The sequence below is a fragment of the Rhodococcus sp. IEGM 1409 genome, from assembly GCF_030056735.1.
GTDB lineage: Bacteria > Actinomycetota > Actinomycetes > Mycobacteriales > Mycobacteriaceae > Rhodococcus_F.
The window spans coordinates 50,687-66,015 of record NZ_JASHKN010000011.1; the positions used below are offsets into that span (position 1 = coordinate 50,687).

Sequence of the window (15,329 nt, forward strand, 5' to 3'; positions counted from 1 at the left end):
TGTCGTACTTGATCTTGTCGATGGGCGGCTTGCCTGCAGCAACGCATGCCTCGCTCTTGGCGGGTACTTCGTCGATGTCCTCGGTGGTCGTGGTCTGCACCGCCACCCGCAATCCGCAGGCGTTGTTGGGGTCGACAGGGTTGTCCGGACGCTGCGCCCACTGGATACCCGCGCTGTAGTACGTGACGAAGTCGACCGTCTTCTCCCGCTCCTTGGAGTCGGTGAACGAAGACATGCCGAGGTCGTAGCTTCCCGACTGGATAGCGGGGATGATCTTGTCGAAGTCTGCCTGGTTGAAGACAGCTTCGACACCGAGCACGGTCGCCACTGCGTTCATGACGTCGACGTCGAAGCCGACAATATTGCCATTCTCATCTTTGAATTCGTTTGGGGCGTAAGGAATGTTCACCCCGACCTGCAGCTTGCCCGACTCCGTCACCTTGGGCGGCAGGAGAGCAGCGATTTCCGGCACCTTCTGGACATCGAGTGGAGGTCCTTCGGGAACGAGTCCCTCGTTGTTGGTGACGCACCCGCCGCACAAGGCGGCGATCAAGCCCACCAACAAGACTCGCACCAGGTTGGCACGCATTCCCCCGCCAGTACCCCAGCCACTACCCACGCCACGTGGCCTTGGTGCCCGTGCGTTTTCACCGACCACGACTCTGCTCTCCACTCGTCGATCGCCGCACTTGCAACGTCCATCCGAAATTCAGTCGAACGGTAGGTTACGGCAGGAGTTCCATCGTCGCCGACTTCGCAAGATTCCGGCCTGTCGTACAAGAATCAGCGACGCAGAGTGTGCGCGTACACGACTTCGGAAAACTCGCTGGTCGATGCCAAACCGCCGAGGTCGGCGGTGGCGATGCCCGACGCGATGGTCGTGCGAACGGCGTCCGAAATCCGTCCTGCCGCCGCAGACAACAACCGATCGCTCCGCGCGTCTCCGAGCCAGTCGAGCATCATCGCGCTCGAGAGGAAGAGTGCCGTTGGGTTCGCCCGATTCTTCCCGGCGATGTCAGGTGCTGCACCGTGCGCGGCCTGAGCCATGACCTGCTTCTCGGAAGCATTGACAGACGGGGCAGTTCCGAGTGAACCGGACAGCTCGCCCGCCAAATCGGACAATATGTCGCCGAACATGTTTTCGGTCACTACGACGTCGAAGTCGCCGCCGCGTCGAACGAGGTGCGCCGCCATCGCGTCGACGTGCTCGTCGTCGACGACTACGTGTGGGAACTCTGCGGCGACGGTTCGGCAGGCGTCGCGGAAGAGCCCGGTGGTCAGCGTGAGGACGTTGGCTTTGTGGACGATCGTGACGTGATTGCGCCGACGCGACGCCAATGCGAAGGCAGTGCGTGCGATCCGTTCACACGCGGCGCGTGTGAACACACCGACTGCCAAGGCAATGTCGGGCGTCGGCATGAATTCGCCGCTGCCGACTGCCATGTTCCGGTCCGCGTACAACCCTTCGGTGTTCTCGCGGACGATCACCAGATCCATGTCGGGGACCATCGCCTTGACGCCGGGGAACGCTGCTGCCGGTCGGATGTTCGCGAACAACTCGAACTTCTTCCGGATGACGCCGCCGGGCGTGAGTTGTCCGCGAAACCTCTCCGGGTAGGACGCACTGTCGTGTGGTCCGAGAATCCAACCCTGCAGTTGCCCCAACGCATCGATGGTCTCGTCGGGAATCGGTGTGTCGTGACTGTCGATGGCCGTGCTCCCGAGCGGAAGCTCGACCCACTCGACGGGCGGCGCATGAACCGCTGACAACGCCGCATCCACGATCTGCCGTGTCGCCGGGACGATTTCGTGGCCGATTCCGTCGCCGTGCATGAGTCCCAGCCGCATGGCCGGCGTACCGATTGCGCTCGCACCTGTCATCAGGCAATCATTGCTCACCATGGTCCAGTCGGTGGAATTGCTCCTCGATCCGGTGAGTGAGTCGGCAGTCCGCGCGCAATGGCAGCTTCTCGCCGACGCCGGATTGCCAAGTCAGGCCTCCCATCACAGCCCGTCCAACCGCCCGCACATCACGCTGTTCGTCGCCCGCGAGATCCCCGCGGAGATCGACGAACTGTTGAAGCGACGCTTCTCGGCCCCGGACTTCGAAGTCCGGCTGGGTGGCTACGTCGTGTTCGGCGGCAAGCAGATGGTCTTGGCCCGCTCGGTCATTCCTTCGCGCGCGCTCCTTCACCTGCACCAAGAAGTAGCCGAAGCAACAGTCGGCTCGACTGCGCTTCCCGCCCACGTCGAGCCTGGCGGGTGGACGCCGCATGTGACGCTCGCCCGACGCGTCGAGCCTGCACGTCTGGGTGAGGCCATCGATCTGGTCGGCACCGACGTGATTCACGGGCGCAGCGGCGCGATCAGGCGCTGGGACGGCGAACAGAAGACGGAATGGTTACTGACGCCGCCGCTGTGACAGTCCGGGTTGCTCGTCGAGTCACCAAGATTCCCGCGATCACCGCGAGTGCCCCAACCGGTTGATTCCAGCCGATCTTCTCGTCCAACACTATTGCCCCGAGCGCAACGCCCACCACTGGACTGAGGTAAGTGACAGTCGACGCTGCAGTCGGCCCCCACCCTTGAACGACGTTGGTGTTCCAGATGAACGCGAGCCCGGTCCCCAGCGCGCCCAGCGCGATCATCGACAGCGCAACTGCCGGCGTCAGGTACATCGGCGTATTGGCGATGACCGGAGAGGCAAGAACCATCACGAGTGCACCGATACTGATCTGCAAAAGCGCGACCGTACGGGTGTCGATCCCGAGCGGAAGCACGAAGCGTCTGAGGTAGACAAACGAAATCCCGTACGACGCAGTCGCTCCCAGGCAGGCCATCTGAGCACTGAAGCTTCCGCCGACCCCGAGATTCCACGGCGCCAATACGGTCAGCACACCGGCGAACCCGAGCAGCAACCCCAGCGATTTGTATCGCGTCAGCGTCTCACCCGGTAGAAAGGCAAGGGAGACAGCCATAGTCATCAATGGCGTGGTGGCGTTGTAGATACTCGCCAGCCCTGAGGACATGCTCTGCTCGGCCCAACTGAACAGCAACCACGGCACGATGCATTGCGTCGCTGCGAGAAACGCCATGTGTTTCCAGACGCGAAAGTCCCTCGGTATGCCGATCCGACTCACCGCTGACACGAGAACAAGCGCGAGAGCGCCGAAGACCAAGCGCCACAGAACTACCTGTGTGAAGGACAAACCCTCGAGCCCGACCTTCATGAAGAGGAAACTGGCTCCCCACACCACCGCAGCTGCGGTGTATTGAAAAACCAGACTCACCCTCACAGAGTGAAGTCGCCATGAGGACTGACGTCGTGACGGGTGTCGGGTGTACGGCCGGCAAGAGCTAGTACGTTCAGGACCAGGAGGACCAGGAGACTGATGACGATGATTGCCATGTGTCCAGCCTGACGCAAGGCCGCGCCCTTCAATAGTGGCAGAAAAGCCAGACTTGGTCGATTTTCTGCCACTTTTTCGTTTTTCTGTCACACTCGGAAGATGCTCGCGAAAGTGGTGGTCCCGCTGATGCCGATGACCGAGGCGTTCGAACTCGGCGTGGCATGTGAAGTATTCGGCTTCGACCGATCCGACGACGGCCTCCCGACGTACGACTTCTCTCTGATCGCCGCAGTTCCGGGCCCGATCCGAACGCGCTTCGGCTACAACATCGATGTTCCGTACAACCTCGACTCTCTCGACGACGCCGATCTCATCGTCGTCTCCGCCGGCGGCACCTACGACGCAGGCGACGCGTACATGTGCTCGCCAAGTCCCGACTCGAGCGTCGATCCCCTGCTGGTCAAGCTCCGTGAGGCCGTGGCCCGGGGCGCCAAGGTGGCTAGTCTGTGCACCGGAGCGTTTGTCCTCGGGGCGGCGGGGCTGCTGGACGGGAAGCGATGCACGACGCATTGGCGGCACGCCGAAAGGCTTGCCCAGATGTATCCGGAAGCCAAGGTCGATCCGGACGTGCTGTACGTGGACGAAGATCCGGTGTTCACCAGCGCCGGTACCGCTGCGGGAATCGACCTGTGCCTGCACATCGTCCGCAAGGAACAGGGCTCTCGCGTGGCCAACGGCATCGCGAGAAGGATGGTGGTACCGCCGCATCGTGACGGCGGGCAGGCCCAGTACGTCGCCACTCCCCTCACCTCGACGCCGAGCGCAACTCTTGCCCCACTTCTCGACTGGATGACGGAGAACCTCGCCCTCGACCTCACTGTCGGCATGGTTGCAGCGCGCGCGAACATGTCCTCTCGCACCTTTGCGCGCCGTTTCCAAGCGGAAACAGGGACGACCCCCGCACGTTGGCTCAGCGATCAGCGAGTACTGGCCGCCCAGCAACTACTCGAGAATTCGGACCTCTCCGTCGACGTCATCGCAGAACGCGTCGGATTCGGCGGCGGCGCCGTGCTTCGCCAGCACTTCATTCGCCTGCGTTGCACCACGCCCCAGGCCTACCGCCGGACGTTTCGGGCGACCGAGAGCGCAAGCTGAAATCCACTCAGGGAAGAATCAGCGGTTCCGGGGCGTTGCACACACCAACAGCCCGCACAATGGAAAGGACCCCTGTGGCCACCCAGACACTCACCCAGCAGAACTTCGACGAAACGATCAACGGCAGCGACGTCGTCCTCGTGGACTTCTGGGCTTCCTGGTGCGGCCCGTGCCGCCAGTTCGCGCCGACGTTCGAAGCCTCCTCCGAGAAGCACAGCGACGTCGTTCACGCGAAGGTGGACACCGAAGCCGAGCAGGGAATCGCAGCGGCCGCCAACATCCGCTCCATCCCCACGATCATGGCCTTCCGCGAAGGCGTTCTCGTGTTCAATCAGGCCGGCGCACTTCCCGCCGCTCAGCTCGAAGAGTTGGTAACTCAGGTCAAGGCACTCGACATGGACGAGGTCCGCAAGCAGATCGCAGAGCAGACCGCCTCTGCTGAATAACGAACGAAGGCTGGGCCGGAATCGAATGCGATTCCGGCCCAGCCTTTTTCCTAGCAAGCCTTTTTCCTAGCAAGCCTTTTTCGTTGCCGACTCAGTGAGCCGCGCTGTCCCAGCTTCGACCCGTTCCCACCGAAACATCCAGCGGTACCGACAACTCGATGGCTGTGGCCATCTTGTCCTTGACCAGCGCGGTGACCTCCTCCAACTCGGAGGCAACCACTTCGAGCACCAATTCGTCGTGAACCTGCAACAGCATGCGCGACTTCAATCCGGCGTCGGCGAGAGCCTTCTGCACGTTGATCATCGCGACCTTGATGATGTCGGCCGCGGTGCCCTGGATCGGCGCGTTCAAGGCAGCACGTTCGGCCACCTCACGACGCTGACGGTTGTCACTGTTGAGATCGGGCAGATAACGACGACGGCCGTAGAGCGTCGAGGTGTAACCGTCCTTACGCGCTTGCTCGACTACTGCGTGGAGGTAATCCCGCACACCGCCGAAACGAGCGAAGTACGCATCCATCTGCTGCTTCGCTTCTTCGGTCGAAATCTTCAGCTGCGACGCCAACCCGTAAGCGCTCAGTCCGTAAGCCAGACCGTAGGACATCGCTTTGACCCGGCGACGCAGTTCAGGAGTTACCTCCTCGATCGGTACACCGAATGCGCGCGAGCCGACAAAGCTGTGCAGATCCTCACCGGTGTTGAATGCCTCGATCAGTCCCGCGTCGCCTGACACGTGCGCCATGATGCGCATTTCGATCTGGCTGTAATCGGCAGTGAGCAGAATGTCGAACCCCTGTCCGACCACAAAGCCGTCGCGAATCTCGCGCCCCGCATCGTTGCGGACCGGGATGTTCTGCAAGTTCGGATCGGTCGACGACAGACGTCCGGTCGCGGCAACCGTCTGGTTGAACGTCGTGTGGATACGACCGTCTTCGGCCACGGCCTTGAGAAGACCGTCGACGGTCACCTTCATACGCGTCGCATCACGGTGCGCGAGAAGGTGTTCGAGGAACGGATGTCCCGTCTTTTCGAACAGACCCTGCAACGCCTCGGCGTCGGTGGTGTAGCCCGTTTTCGTCTTCTTGGTCTTGGGCATGTCGAGTTCTTCGAACAAGACCACCTGCAACTGCTTCGGCGAACCCAGGTTGATCTGCTTGTCGATCACCTCGTACGCGGAGTTTGCGGCGTCGGCGACCTGGGACGCGAAACGGCTCTGAAGATCGTGCAGATGCGCGCTGTCGACGGCGATGCCGGTGGCCTCGATCTGCGCGAGCTCGATCGTCAACGGCAGTTCCATGTCGGAGAGGAGCGACTTGGACTCGATCGACTCCAACTCGGTGTCCAACGCAGCTGCCAAATCGAGAACGGCCTGAGCGCTGAGCATCGCGGTATCGGCCGCTTCGGCATCAAGCTGTTCGGTGTCGTCGAGAAGTGAAAGCTGTTCCTGGCCGGATGTTTCGGCACGCAGTTCACGCTTGAGGTAGCGGAGCGACAGATCATCGAGATTGAAGGTGCGCTGGCCTGGCCGGACGAGGTAAGCGGCCAGAGCGGTGTCGCTGGTCAGTCCGCCGAGCGTCCAACCACGCCCACGCAGAGCGTGGATCGCCCACTTGGCTTCGTGCAGCGCCTTCGGCTGCGATGTGTCGGCAAGCCAATCACCGAGAGCCGCTTCATCTTCCGGCGTTGCCGTCGACGCCGCGATGTATGCGCATTCGCCGTCGGAGGCCGCGATCGCGAGTGCACTGACGTCACCGGCAAACGGAGTTCTGGTTCCGAGCACCGTCACGCCGTGACGCTCACCGGTTCGCGCGTGAGCGTCGAGCCACGCGGCAACCGTACCCGGGGCGAGTGCGTCGCCGCTGACCTCGAAGCCCTCTTCGGCTTCGGGTTCGGACGACGACAGGGTCGCGAACAGTCGATCGCGGAGAACCTTGAACTCGAGATCGTCGAACAACGCATGAATCTTCTCGCGGTCCCACGGAGCCAACACCAATTGCTCGGGCGTGTACGGCAAAGGAACGTCGCGAACCATTTCGGTCAGCTGGCGATTGAGCAGGACGTTTGCGAGGTTCTCGCGTAGTGAGTCGCCCACCTTGCCACGGACCTTGTCCACGTTGTCGACCAGTCCCTGCAGGTCGCCGTACTCACGGATCCACTTGGTCGCGGTCTTCTCGCCGACGCCAGGGATACCGGGGAGGTTGTCACTCGGGTCGCCGCGCAAGGCAGCAAAATCCGGGTACTGCGACGGAGTGAGGCTGTACTTCTCCTCGACGGCCGTCGGCGTGAATCGGGTGAGCTCCGAGACGCCCTTCTTCGGGTAGAGCACAGTGACGTTGTCGGTCACCAACTGCAGCGAGTCGCGGTCGCCGGTCACGACGAGAACTCGGTATCCGAGGGCCTCCGCCTGCGTGGTCAACGTGGCAATCACGTCGTCGGCTTCGAAACCTTCCTCGGCCATGACCGGGATTCCCAGCGCGCCGAGAACGTCCTTGGTGATGTCGATCTGGCCCTTGAATTCGTCCGGAGCCTTCGCACGCTGCGCCTTGTATTCAGGGAACAGGTCGGCGCGAAACGTCTGACGCGACACGTCGAAGGCCGCAGCCAAGTGGGTCGGCTGTTCGTCGCGAAGAAGATTGATCAACATCGACGTGAAGCCGTACACCGCATTGGTGGCCTGCCCACTGTGTGTCTTGAAGTTCTCTGCAGGCAGCGCGTAGAAGGCGCGAAACGCCAACGAATGCCCGTCGAGAAGCATCAGAAGAGGGCGATCGTCCGCCTTGCCGGTGGTGCCGGCTGAAGCGGTGGACGTGCTGGACCGAGTTGTGGTTGCGGGGCTCACGGTTCATCAGTCTAGGGATCGCGACCGACATCGACGCCTTCGCCGTTGTTTACCCAGCAAGCGCTACGAATTCCGAACGACGGACGCCGCCCGGGGGGCTTTGATACGCAACCGAAACGCGGTGGAAATCTCAGAACACACCGACACGCGAACAGAGCCGCTAGAGTCCGGAAATCGCGTTACCGGAGATTTATCCGTTTAAGGCCCCTAACCTGACCAACACGCTTGTCCCGACCCACTCGGAGGACGTACGTGGCACAACCGGTAGTGAAACGGCACACGCTCTCGACATTGAGCCGAATACTGGCCTTCGCACTACTCACGTTTTTCATGACGCTCAGCCTCGCAGCCACGTCATCCGCTCAGGAACCAACCAGCTCCCCTGCTCCGCCCACCTCGTCGAGCGCCCCGGTAGTCCCGGCAAACGCCGTTCCGGTCAGTGGCAACCTCAATAACGGCGGAACACGTCTCGCCGGTGTCACGGTGCGCGCGCTCGATTCCTCCGGCACCGAAGTCGCCACCGGCGAGTCGGCATCGAACGGCCGTTGGGAATTGGCGGTGGCACCGGGCACCTACACATTCGAGATCGTTGCGGACACCCTCCCCGACGGAGTGAGTGTGCAAGCCGCTGTCGAACGCGAGGTGGTGGCCGGCCGCGCGAACACCGTGATCTTCTCGTTCGGCGAGGTTCGCACCGCCTCGAATGTCAGCTTCGGCGAGAAGCTGATCCGCACGACGGTCGACGGTCTGCGGTTCGGTCTCGTGATCGCGATCGCCGGTGTGGGTCTGAGTTTGATCTACGGCACGACCGGCCTGACGAACTTCGCGCACGGCGAGATGGTCACCCTCGGTGCCGTCGCCGCCTGGGTGATCAACACCTCGTTCGGCATTCCGCTGATTCCCGCCACCGTTCTCGCGATCTTCGTCGGTATCGGGATCGGACTGTTGACCAACGGAATCGTCTGGAAGCCCCTGCGTAAACGCAAGACCGGGTTGATCGCACAACTGGTGGTCTCCATCGGTCTCGCGATTTCGCTGCGCTACCTGATCCTCATCTTCTTCTCCGATCGAGCAGAACCCTTCGACGACTATCAGGGGCAGGTCGAGAAGAACTGGGGCCCCATCGCGTTGACCGACGCGAACGCCGTAGTCATGATCGTGAGTCTGGTCGTCCTGGTCGGCGTCGCACTTCTTCTCCAGAGGACTCGCATCGGAAAAGCGATGCGCGCCGTCTCCGACAATCGCGACCTCGCCGCGTCGTCGGGAATCAACGTCGAGCGCGTGATCATGTTCGTCTGGGGCCTCGGCGGCGGATTGGCCGCACTCGGCGGTGTGCTGTTCGGTATTTCCGAGCTCGGCGGACGCGTCCAGTGGGAGATGGGCTTCAAACTGTTGCTGCTGATGTTCGCCGGAATCACCCTCGGTGGTCTGGGAACGGCGTACGGGGCGCTACTCGGCTGCGTCATCGTCGGACTTCTGGTCCAACTCTCGACGCTCATCATCAATCCCGACCTCAAATACATCGGCGGACTTCTCGTCTTGATCGTGATCCTCGTGGTTCGCCCCCAGGGCATCCTCGGATCCAGACAAAGGATCGGGTGACGAATATGGACATCATGGGAGCTTTCCAGGTTTCCTTCGCCCAGTTGATCGGGCCGTCGGCAATCTTCTACGCACTGCTGGCCATCGGGCTGAACCTGCACTTCGGCTACGCCGGACTGCTCAACTTCGGTCAGATCGGTTTTGCCCTTCTCGGCGGCTACGGCGTCGGCATCATGACGGTGACCTACGACCAGCCGTTGTGGCTCGGCATCCTCGTCGGACTTGCCGCAGCCGGCCTCCTCGCGCTCGTGCTCGGTATCCCGACGCTGCGTCTGCGCGCCGACTATCTCGCCATCGTCACCATCGCGGCTTCGGAGATCTTGCGTCTGATCTTCCGCTCGACCGCGTCGGATTCGGTGACCGGTTCCACCAACGGCCTGTTCGGTTTCGCAGATCCGTTCACCGCACTGAGCCCATTCGACTCGGCCAAGCAGTACTCGTTTCTCGGAGTGAAGTTCTACGGAGACGACCTCTGGTCGATGGTTGTCGGCTGGACCCTGGTCCTGATCTTGTGCGGATTTGTCTACCTGTTGACGCACAGCCCGTGGGGGCGCGTCCTCAAGGCGGTTCGTGAAGACGAGGATGCAGCACGATCGTTGGGCAAGAACGTCTTCGTGTACAAGATGCAGGCTCTGGTTCTCGGCGGTGTGATCGGTGGTCTGGCCGGTGTTTTCAACGCCCTCCAGACCAAGTCCATCAACCCGGACTTCTACTCGACCGCGCAGACGTTCTTTGCATTCGGCGCACTGATTCTGGGCGGGGCGGCAACGGTTTTCGGCCCGGTAGTGGGCGCAATGTTGTTCTGGTTCCTCCTCGCCATTCCAGACGCTCTGTTGCGTCAGGCGATCTCCGGCGAAAATCCGCTGCTCTCACTGACCGAACAACAGGTCGGAGCCACCAGGTACGTCCTGCTCGGATTGATGATCGCTCTTCTGATGGTCTTCAGGCCGCAGGGAATACTGGGTAACAAGCGGGAGGTGCAACTCAATGCTTGACGCCGATACCAGAGCACAGATCTTTGCCGACGTTCCTCATCTTCCGGGATCGGCAAAACCCGACCCGGTACTGATCGCGGACAACGTCTCGCGCACGTTCGGCGGCCTCAAAGCCGTCGATGTCGACCACCTCGAGATTCAACGCGGGTGCATCACGGGTCTGATCGGCCCCAACGGCGCCGGGAAAACCACCCTCTTCAACCTCCTCACCGGTTTCGACCGGCCGGACACCGGTACGTGGTCGATGGACGGTCAATCGCTGGGTCGCATGTATCCCCACCAGGTAGCCAGGAAGGGAGTGGTACGGACGTTCCAGTTGACCAAGGCGCTGTCCAAACTCACGGTGCTGGACAACGTACGCCTGGGCGCCACCGGTCAACGAGGTGAACGCATCTTCGCCTCGCTTGTCCCGTGGATCTGGAAGGGCCAGGAACGCGAGATCACCGAGCGCGCCAACGAACTCCTCGCGCGTTTCAAACTCGACACGAAAGCCGACGACCTGGCCGGTTCCCTCTCCGGCGGACAGCGCAAACTGCTCGAAATGGCTCGCGCACTCATGACCTCGCCCTCGGTGGTCATGCTCGACGAACCCATGGCAGGCGTCAATCCCGCTCTGACGCAAAGTCTGCTCGGACACATCAAATCACTGCGCGACGACGGAATGACGGTCGTCTTCGTCGAGCACGACATGGACGTGATCCGAGACATCAGCGACTGGGTGGTGGTCATGGCGCAGGGCAGCGTCATCGCCGAGTCCACTCCGGACGAACTCTCGTCCAACACAGCTGTCGTCGACGCATATCTGGGCAGCCACCACGACCAGGCCCTCGAGTTCGACGACAACGGAAATCCGGTGGGCGAGACGGCCGTTCTGGCCGCCGCCCTGGCAGAAGCCGAGGTCGAAACCCTCGAGGCGGGCGGCGACCTCTCGGAACCCGACATCGACAACCTTCCGGCCGATCTCGCCGCGACGCTGGAATCGAGTCCCGAGGAACCGCGCGGAAGGCACGAGAAGCCATGAGCGAGAACCAAGCACGTTCACTCACGCCTGCAGAGTTCGCCGCGACAGCCGAAGAGCATCAGCGACTGTCGGCAGGTGCCCTGCTTCGCGCCGACAGCCTCGTCGCCGGCTATATTCCCGGCGTCAACATCCTGCGTGAGTGCAACTTCTTCCTGAAGGAAGGAGAAATCGTCGGAATCATCGGACCGAACGGCGCAGGCAAGTCGACACTCCTGAAGTCACTCTTCGGTTTGATACCGGTTCGCGAAGGATCGGTCACTCTCCGCGAGGACGACATCACGTCCGCGCCCGCTCACGTCCTCGTGCAGAAGGGAGTCGGGTACGTCCCTCAGACACAGAACGTCTTTCAGACTCTGACTATCGAAGAAAACCTCGAGATGGGAATTTATCTCCGTCCCAAGGCATTCGCAGAGCGATTTGCCTTCGTGAGCGACTTGTTTCCACTCTTGAGTGAACGACGAAAGGTGAAAGCCGGCGCACTCTCGGGCGGCGAACGTCAGATGGTCGCGATGGGCCGGGCCTTGATGATGGATCCGTCGGTCCTGCTCCTCGACGAACCTTCCGCGGGCCTGTCCCCGATGTTCCAGGACGAGGTGTTCATCCGTTGCAAGAAGATCAATGCTGCGGGTGTCTCGGTCATCATGGTCGAGCAGAACGCGCGCCGCTGCCTTCAGATCTGCGACCGCGGCTACGTGCTCGATCAGGGCAAGAACGCGTACACCGATACCGGCGCCAATCTGATGAACGACCCCAAGGTGATCGAGCTGTATCTGGGAACGCTCGCCGGCAGCAAAGAGAAGTAGGCACGACGTGAGAAAGGGCCAGGGACTCGTGCCCCTGGCCCTTTCTCATTGGCTGCTTACTTGCCCACGACTTACTTGCCCACGACCACGAATCCTTCTGTGGTCAGCGTGTTCTCAGGGCCGAACTTGAGCTTTCCGTACGAACCGATGGACGGCTCGCCCGAATCGTTGAAGTCCAACTCACCGGTGATGCCGTCGTAGTCGATGTCGGTTCCCGCCTTCACCAACGGCAGGCACTCCACGTAGGACGTGCACTTGGTGCCACCTTCGGTGACGCTGTTGATGTTCGCCGCGATGTCCGTGCCCGCCGTCGACTTCGCCTGCTCGGCAGCAAGTGCTGAGATCACCACCGCGTCGTACGACTCTCCGGCGTAGTTGAAGTCGATCAGCGAGGGGTTGACTGCCTTCAAACGATCTTGGAAGGCAGCTCCGACATCCGTCAGCGGCGTCGTTCCCTGCATCGTGTCGAGCAACGGCTTCGCCACGGATTCGCCGAGCGCATTTCCCATGTTGCCGTCGACGCCGTACATCGCCATTCCGTCCGACGGGCCGATGCCCACCTCGTGCATTCGCGTGATGATCTTCGCCGACTCCTCGAAGCCCACCAGTGCAACAGCATCCGGATTGAAGTTCTTGACCTGATCGACTTCGGAGTTGAACGACTGCGCGTTCGGGTCGTAGATGATCTTCTCGATCTGATCTGAGGGGACACCCGAATCGACCAGATTCTTTTCGATGTTGTCGGCCAGACCCGTCCCGTACGGGTCGTTGAGGGCCATGATGGCTACACGCTGACCACCATCGTCCGAAATGAGCTGTGCGACGGCCTGAGCCTGCAGTACGTCCGTCGGAGCGGTGCGGAAGTACATGCCCTTGTCGGGATAGCAGACGAACTGGTCCGACGTGTTGGCAGGAGAGAACATGACGACGCCCGCGCTGGCGATCTTGTCGATCACCTTGAGCGAGACCGACGACGACGCGGCGCCGACGATCACCTGAGTGCCTGCCGCCAATTCGCGGTCGACGGTGGAGTTGGCGGTGTCCGTCGTGGTGTCACCCGAGTCGCCAGGAATCAGTTGTACGGGTTGGCCGAGAACGCCTCCAGCGGCATTGACATCGTTGACGCCCAGCTGGGTACCTGCAACCATCGGCGGCCCGAGGAACGACAAGCTGCCGGTGTCAGGAAGAAGCGTGCCGATGCGCAGCGCTTCCGTGGACGGGGTGGCGCCGGCCTTGGCCTGCTCCGGGGTGCAATCGGTCGTGACGGATGTCGTCGCGGCGGAAGCGCCGGACGTAGAGCCACTCGAAGACGAGTCATCCGACTTGTCCGAGCTACAGCCTGCAAGTGCCAGTGATGCCGCGCCGAGAACTGCAGCAGTACGCACAAGTGTTCGTCTAGCCATCCCACGCTCCTAAGATCAGCCGGTGCTCGCGCCACCCGAACTGGCGCTCGCTGTGGGATCAGACGCTAGACCTTGGAACGGTTTCGCGATCCTTCAAGAAAGCCCTGTGACCTGACTGTTATCTGAAGGCGCACAGTGTTTACACGGCTGTAGCGCTGCGCGACGTTTCGACGTCGACGCAGCAGCCGGATAACCCGGTCACTGTGCTCAAGCGTCCGGTTCGCCGCCCAGAGTTTCCAGTACGACCTGTGCGACGGCCTTCATCGTGGAGCGCCGGTCCATCGCGGCGCGCTGAATCCACTTGAACGCCTCGGGTTCGGTGAGCGCTTGGCGAACCATCAGAACACTCTTGGCGCGCTCGATCAGCTTGCGCGCTTCGAGCCGATCGGACAGATCGGCGACCTCACGCTCGAGCGCCGTCACCTCTCGGAAGCGACTGACCGCCAATTCGACGGCAGGCACCAAGTCACTGATGGAGAACGGCTTGACCAAGTAGGCCATGGCGCCGGCGTCGCGTGCGCGCTCGACCAACTCGCGCTGACTGAACGCTGTGAGAATGACAACAGGAGCGATGCGCTTGGCGGCAATCTCCGACGCCGCGTCGATGCCGTCTCTCCTGGGCATCTTCACGTCCATGATGACCAGATCAGGCCTGAGTGACTCGGCCAACTCGACCGCCACCTGTCCGTCACCGGCCTCGCCGACGACGTCGTAGCCCTCTTCGCGGAGCATCTCGACCAGATCCATGCGGATCAACGCCTCGTCTTCAGCGACGACAACACGACGGGGTGCGAGCTGATTGCCTTGCGGCTGCGGCGAATTCATGGCCACCATCCTCCTCCATCGAACCGCCCCGACACGAGACGCGAACGATTAGAGGGTACCGGTGTTTGACATTGAAATCGCATCTTCTAATGTAGTCATCGCAACAAGCCCTCGTATCCCAATTGGCAGAGGAAACGGATTCAAAACCCGTCCAGTGTGAGTTCGAGTCTCACCGAGGGCACCACCTGCCGCAGCCGGCCGTACCGCAAGGTTTCGGCATTCGGCTGTACCCCGGATCAACCGCCGCTAGGTTCGATCCATGAACGGTCGCCGGTTGATTGCTCTGCTCGGAGCCATGTCATGTCTCTCGCTGCTCACCGGGTGTCAGACAGACGACGAATCCGACACTGCCGGCGGATCTTCCACCCAGGTGGTCCTCGACGCTGCAACACGGACCGGCACCCTTCAGGTCGGCTCTCGCCCGATCGATGCCCCGTCCACCGAGATCTCCATGCTTCCCCCATTCCCCAACGACACAGAGATCCCTTCACCGAATCCACGCGTCGACGTGACCGAGATCGACGTGACCGATCACGAGGGTTTCACCCGCATCACCTACCGCTTCGACGGCAACGGACCGGTGTTCTGGAAAACCGAATACGTCAGTGAAGCAATCCGAGCGGGTGACAGCCAAGTCGTGGACGTCGGTAGTCGATCGATACTTCAGGTCGATCTGATGGGGGTCCGGTCGGATCCGACTCTGGTCTCGGCTCCCCTCGACGGCACACACATCACCCGCATGGCGAGTGCCCGCACGAACGATACGATCCTTCAGTCGTTTGTCGGCACACTCCAGACCCGTCCGGCGTACACGGTGTCGACATCCGATTCCCCATCTCAGTTGACTATCGACATTCCCGCAGCCGACAACTGACCGTCGATTACCCAAT

14 protein-coding genes and 1 tRNA gene are annotated in these 15,329 nt (G+C 61.7%); 9 read left to right on the forward strand and 6 right to left on the reverse strand.

The window, feature by feature from the left end; all coding sequences use genetic code 11:
- Window positions 1-589 (reverse strand): transporter substrate-binding domain-containing protein (locus QM716_RS24575; protein WP_283306757.1); only part of this gene is annotated, 589 nt, incomplete at its 3' end.
- A 194-nt stretch (window positions 590-783) separates the two neighbouring features.
- Window positions 784-1,881, reverse strand: coding sequence for an isocitrate/isopropylmalate dehydrogenase family protein (locus QM716_RS24580; protein WP_283306759.1), 1,098 nt, complete (start codon window positions 1,879-1,881; stop codon window positions 784-786).
- Between QM716_RS24580 and QM716_RS24585 the strand changes: the two genes are divergently transcribed.
- Window positions 1,847-2,422, forward strand: coding sequence for a 2'-5' RNA ligase family protein (locus QM716_RS24585; protein WP_283306760.1), 576 nt, complete (start codon window positions 1,847-1,849; stop codon window positions 2,420-2,422). The genes QM716_RS24580 and QM716_RS24585 overlap by 35 nt on opposite strands.
- Here the strand turns inward: QM716_RS24585 and QM716_RS24590 are convergent.
- Window positions 2,367-3,296, reverse strand: coding sequence for a DMT family transporter (locus QM716_RS24590; RefSeq protein ID WP_283306761.1), 930 nt, complete (start codon window positions 3,294-3,296; stop codon window positions 2,367-2,369). The two genes, QM716_RS24585 and QM716_RS24590, sit on opposite strands and share 56 nt — an antisense overlap.
- A gap of 213 nt (window positions 3,297-3,509) precedes the next feature.
- Here QM716_RS24590 and QM716_RS24595 point away from each other — a divergent pair, with 213 nt between their 5' ends.
- Entirely contained in the window at window positions 3,510-4,505 is a 996-nt protein-coding gene (locus QM716_RS24595) for a helix-turn-helix domain-containing protein (RefSeq protein ID WP_283306762.1), read from the forward strand.
- Between the two features lie 74 nt (window positions 4,506-4,579).
- Window positions 4,580-4,951: a thioredoxin gene (gene trxA / locus QM716_RS24600; RefSeq protein ID WP_214890358.1), complete on the forward strand. Its 372-nt coding sequence runs from the start codon at window positions 4,580-4,582 to the stop codon at window positions 4,949-4,951.
- Window positions 4,952-5,042: 91 nt separating this feature from the next.
- Here trxA and polA read toward each other — a convergent pair whose 3' ends face one another.
- Window positions 5,043-7,790, reverse strand: a complete 2,748-nt coding sequence (polA, locus tag QM716_RS24605) for a DNA polymerase I (RefSeq protein ID WP_283306763.1) — start codon at window positions 7,788-7,790, stop codon at window positions 5,043-5,045.
- 330 nt (window positions 7,791-8,120) lie between these two features.
- Here polA and QM716_RS24610 point away from each other — a divergent pair, with 330 nt between their 5' ends.
- From QM716_RS24610 to QM716_RS24625, 4 genes are read left to right on the forward strand one after another with little or no spacing between them, the layout of a single operon-like run.
- The gene (locus QM716_RS24610) at window positions 8,121-9,392 is read left to right on the forward strand and encodes a branched-chain amino acid ABC transporter permease (RefSeq protein WP_283306879.1); all 1,272 of its coding nucleotides are present in this window, start codon (window positions 8,121-8,123) and stop codon (window positions 9,390-9,392) included.
- Window positions 9,393-9,397: 5 nt separating this feature from the next.
- A complete protein-coding gene (locus QM716_RS24615) occupies window positions 9,398-10,387 on the forward strand; it encodes a branched-chain amino acid ABC transporter permease (RefSeq protein ID WP_283306880.1) in 990 nt (329 codons plus the stop codon).
- Window positions 10,380-11,408 (forward strand): ABC transporter ATP-binding protein, encoded by a 1,029-nt coding sequence (locus tag QM716_RS24620; RefSeq protein ID WP_230813273.1) that lies wholly within the window; start codon window positions 10,380-10,382, stop codon window positions 11,406-11,408. Before QM716_RS24615 ends, QM716_RS24620 begins: the two co-directional genes overlap by 8 nt.
- Window positions 11,405-12,211 (forward strand): ABC transporter ATP-binding protein, encoded by an 807-nt coding sequence (locus QM716_RS24625; RefSeq protein ID WP_283306764.1) that lies wholly within the window; start codon window positions 11,405-11,407, stop codon window positions 12,209-12,211. Before QM716_RS24620 ends, QM716_RS24625 begins: the two co-directional genes overlap by 4 nt.
- Window positions 12,212-12,282: 71 nt before the next feature.
- Here QM716_RS24625 and QM716_RS24630 read toward each other — a convergent pair whose 3' ends face one another.
- Complete coding sequence (locus tag QM716_RS24630) at window positions 12,283-13,614, reverse strand: ABC transporter substrate-binding protein (RefSeq protein WP_283306766.1); 1,332 nt, start codon at window positions 13,612-13,614, stop codon at window positions 12,283-12,285.
- 207 nt (window positions 13,615-13,821) lie between these two features.
- Window positions 13,822-14,448: an ANTAR domain-containing response regulator gene (locus QM716_RS24635; RefSeq protein WP_095973349.1), complete on the reverse strand. Its 627-nt coding sequence runs from the start codon at window positions 14,446-14,448 to the stop codon at window positions 13,822-13,824.
- 98 nt (window positions 14,449-14,546) lie between these two features.
- On the opposite strand from QM716_RS24635, the gene QM716_RS24640 reads away from it, so the two are divergent.
- Together QM716_RS24640 and QM716_RS24645 are read left to right on the forward strand one after the other, a co-directional pair.
- Window positions 14,547-14,623, forward strand: a tRNA-Leu gene (locus QM716_RS24640).
- A gap of 75 nt (window positions 14,624-14,698) precedes the next feature.
- Window positions 14,699-15,313: an AMIN-like domain-containing (lipo)protein gene (locus QM716_RS24645; RefSeq protein WP_283306768.1), complete on the forward strand. Its 615-nt coding sequence runs from the start codon at window positions 14,699-14,701 to the stop codon at window positions 15,311-15,313.
- Window positions 15,314-15,329 lie beyond the last annotated feature (16 nt).

Excerpts from the sequence above, each read along its gene's own strand:
- QM716_RS24585 (WP_283306760.1), top strand. The coding sequence starts at position 1,847 with ATGGCCGGCGTACCGATTGCGCTCGCACCTGTCATCAGGCAATCATTG.
- QM716_RS24580 (WP_283306759.1), bottom strand. The coding sequence starts at position 1,881 with ATGACAGGTGCGAGCGCAATCGGTACGCCGGCCATGCGGCTGGGACTC.
- QM716_RS24595 (WP_283306762.1), top strand. The coding sequence starts at position 3,510 with ATGCTCGCGAAAGTGGTGGTCCCGCTGATGCCGATGACCGAGGCGTTC.
- QM716_RS24610 (WP_283306879.1), top strand. The coding sequence starts at position 8,121 with ATGACGCTCAGCCTCGCAGCCACGTCATCCGCTCAGGAACCAACCAGC.
- QM716_RS24615 (WP_283306880.1), top strand. The coding sequence starts at position 9,398 with ATGGACATCATGGGAGCTTTCCAGGTTTCCTTCGCCCAGTTGATCGGG.
- QM716_RS24620 (WP_230813273.1), top strand. The coding sequence starts at position 10,380 with ATGCTTGACGCCGATACCAGAGCACAGATCTTTGCCGACGTTCCTCAT.
- QM716_RS24625 (WP_283306764.1), top strand. The coding sequence starts at position 11,405 with ATGAGCGAGAACCAAGCACGTTCACTCACGCCTGCAGAGTTCGCCGCG.
- QM716_RS24630 (WP_283306766.1), bottom strand. The coding sequence starts at position 13,614 with ATGGCTAGACGAACACTTGTGCGTACTGCTGCAGTTCTCGGCGCGGCA.
- QM716_RS24635 (WP_095973349.1), bottom strand. The coding sequence starts at position 14,448 with ATGGTGGCCATGAATTCGCCGCAGCCGCAAGGCAATCAGCTCGCACCC.
- QM716_RS24645 (WP_283306768.1), top strand. The coding sequence starts at position 14,699 with ATGAACGGTCGCCGGTTGATTGCTCTGCTCGGAGCCATGTCATGTCTC.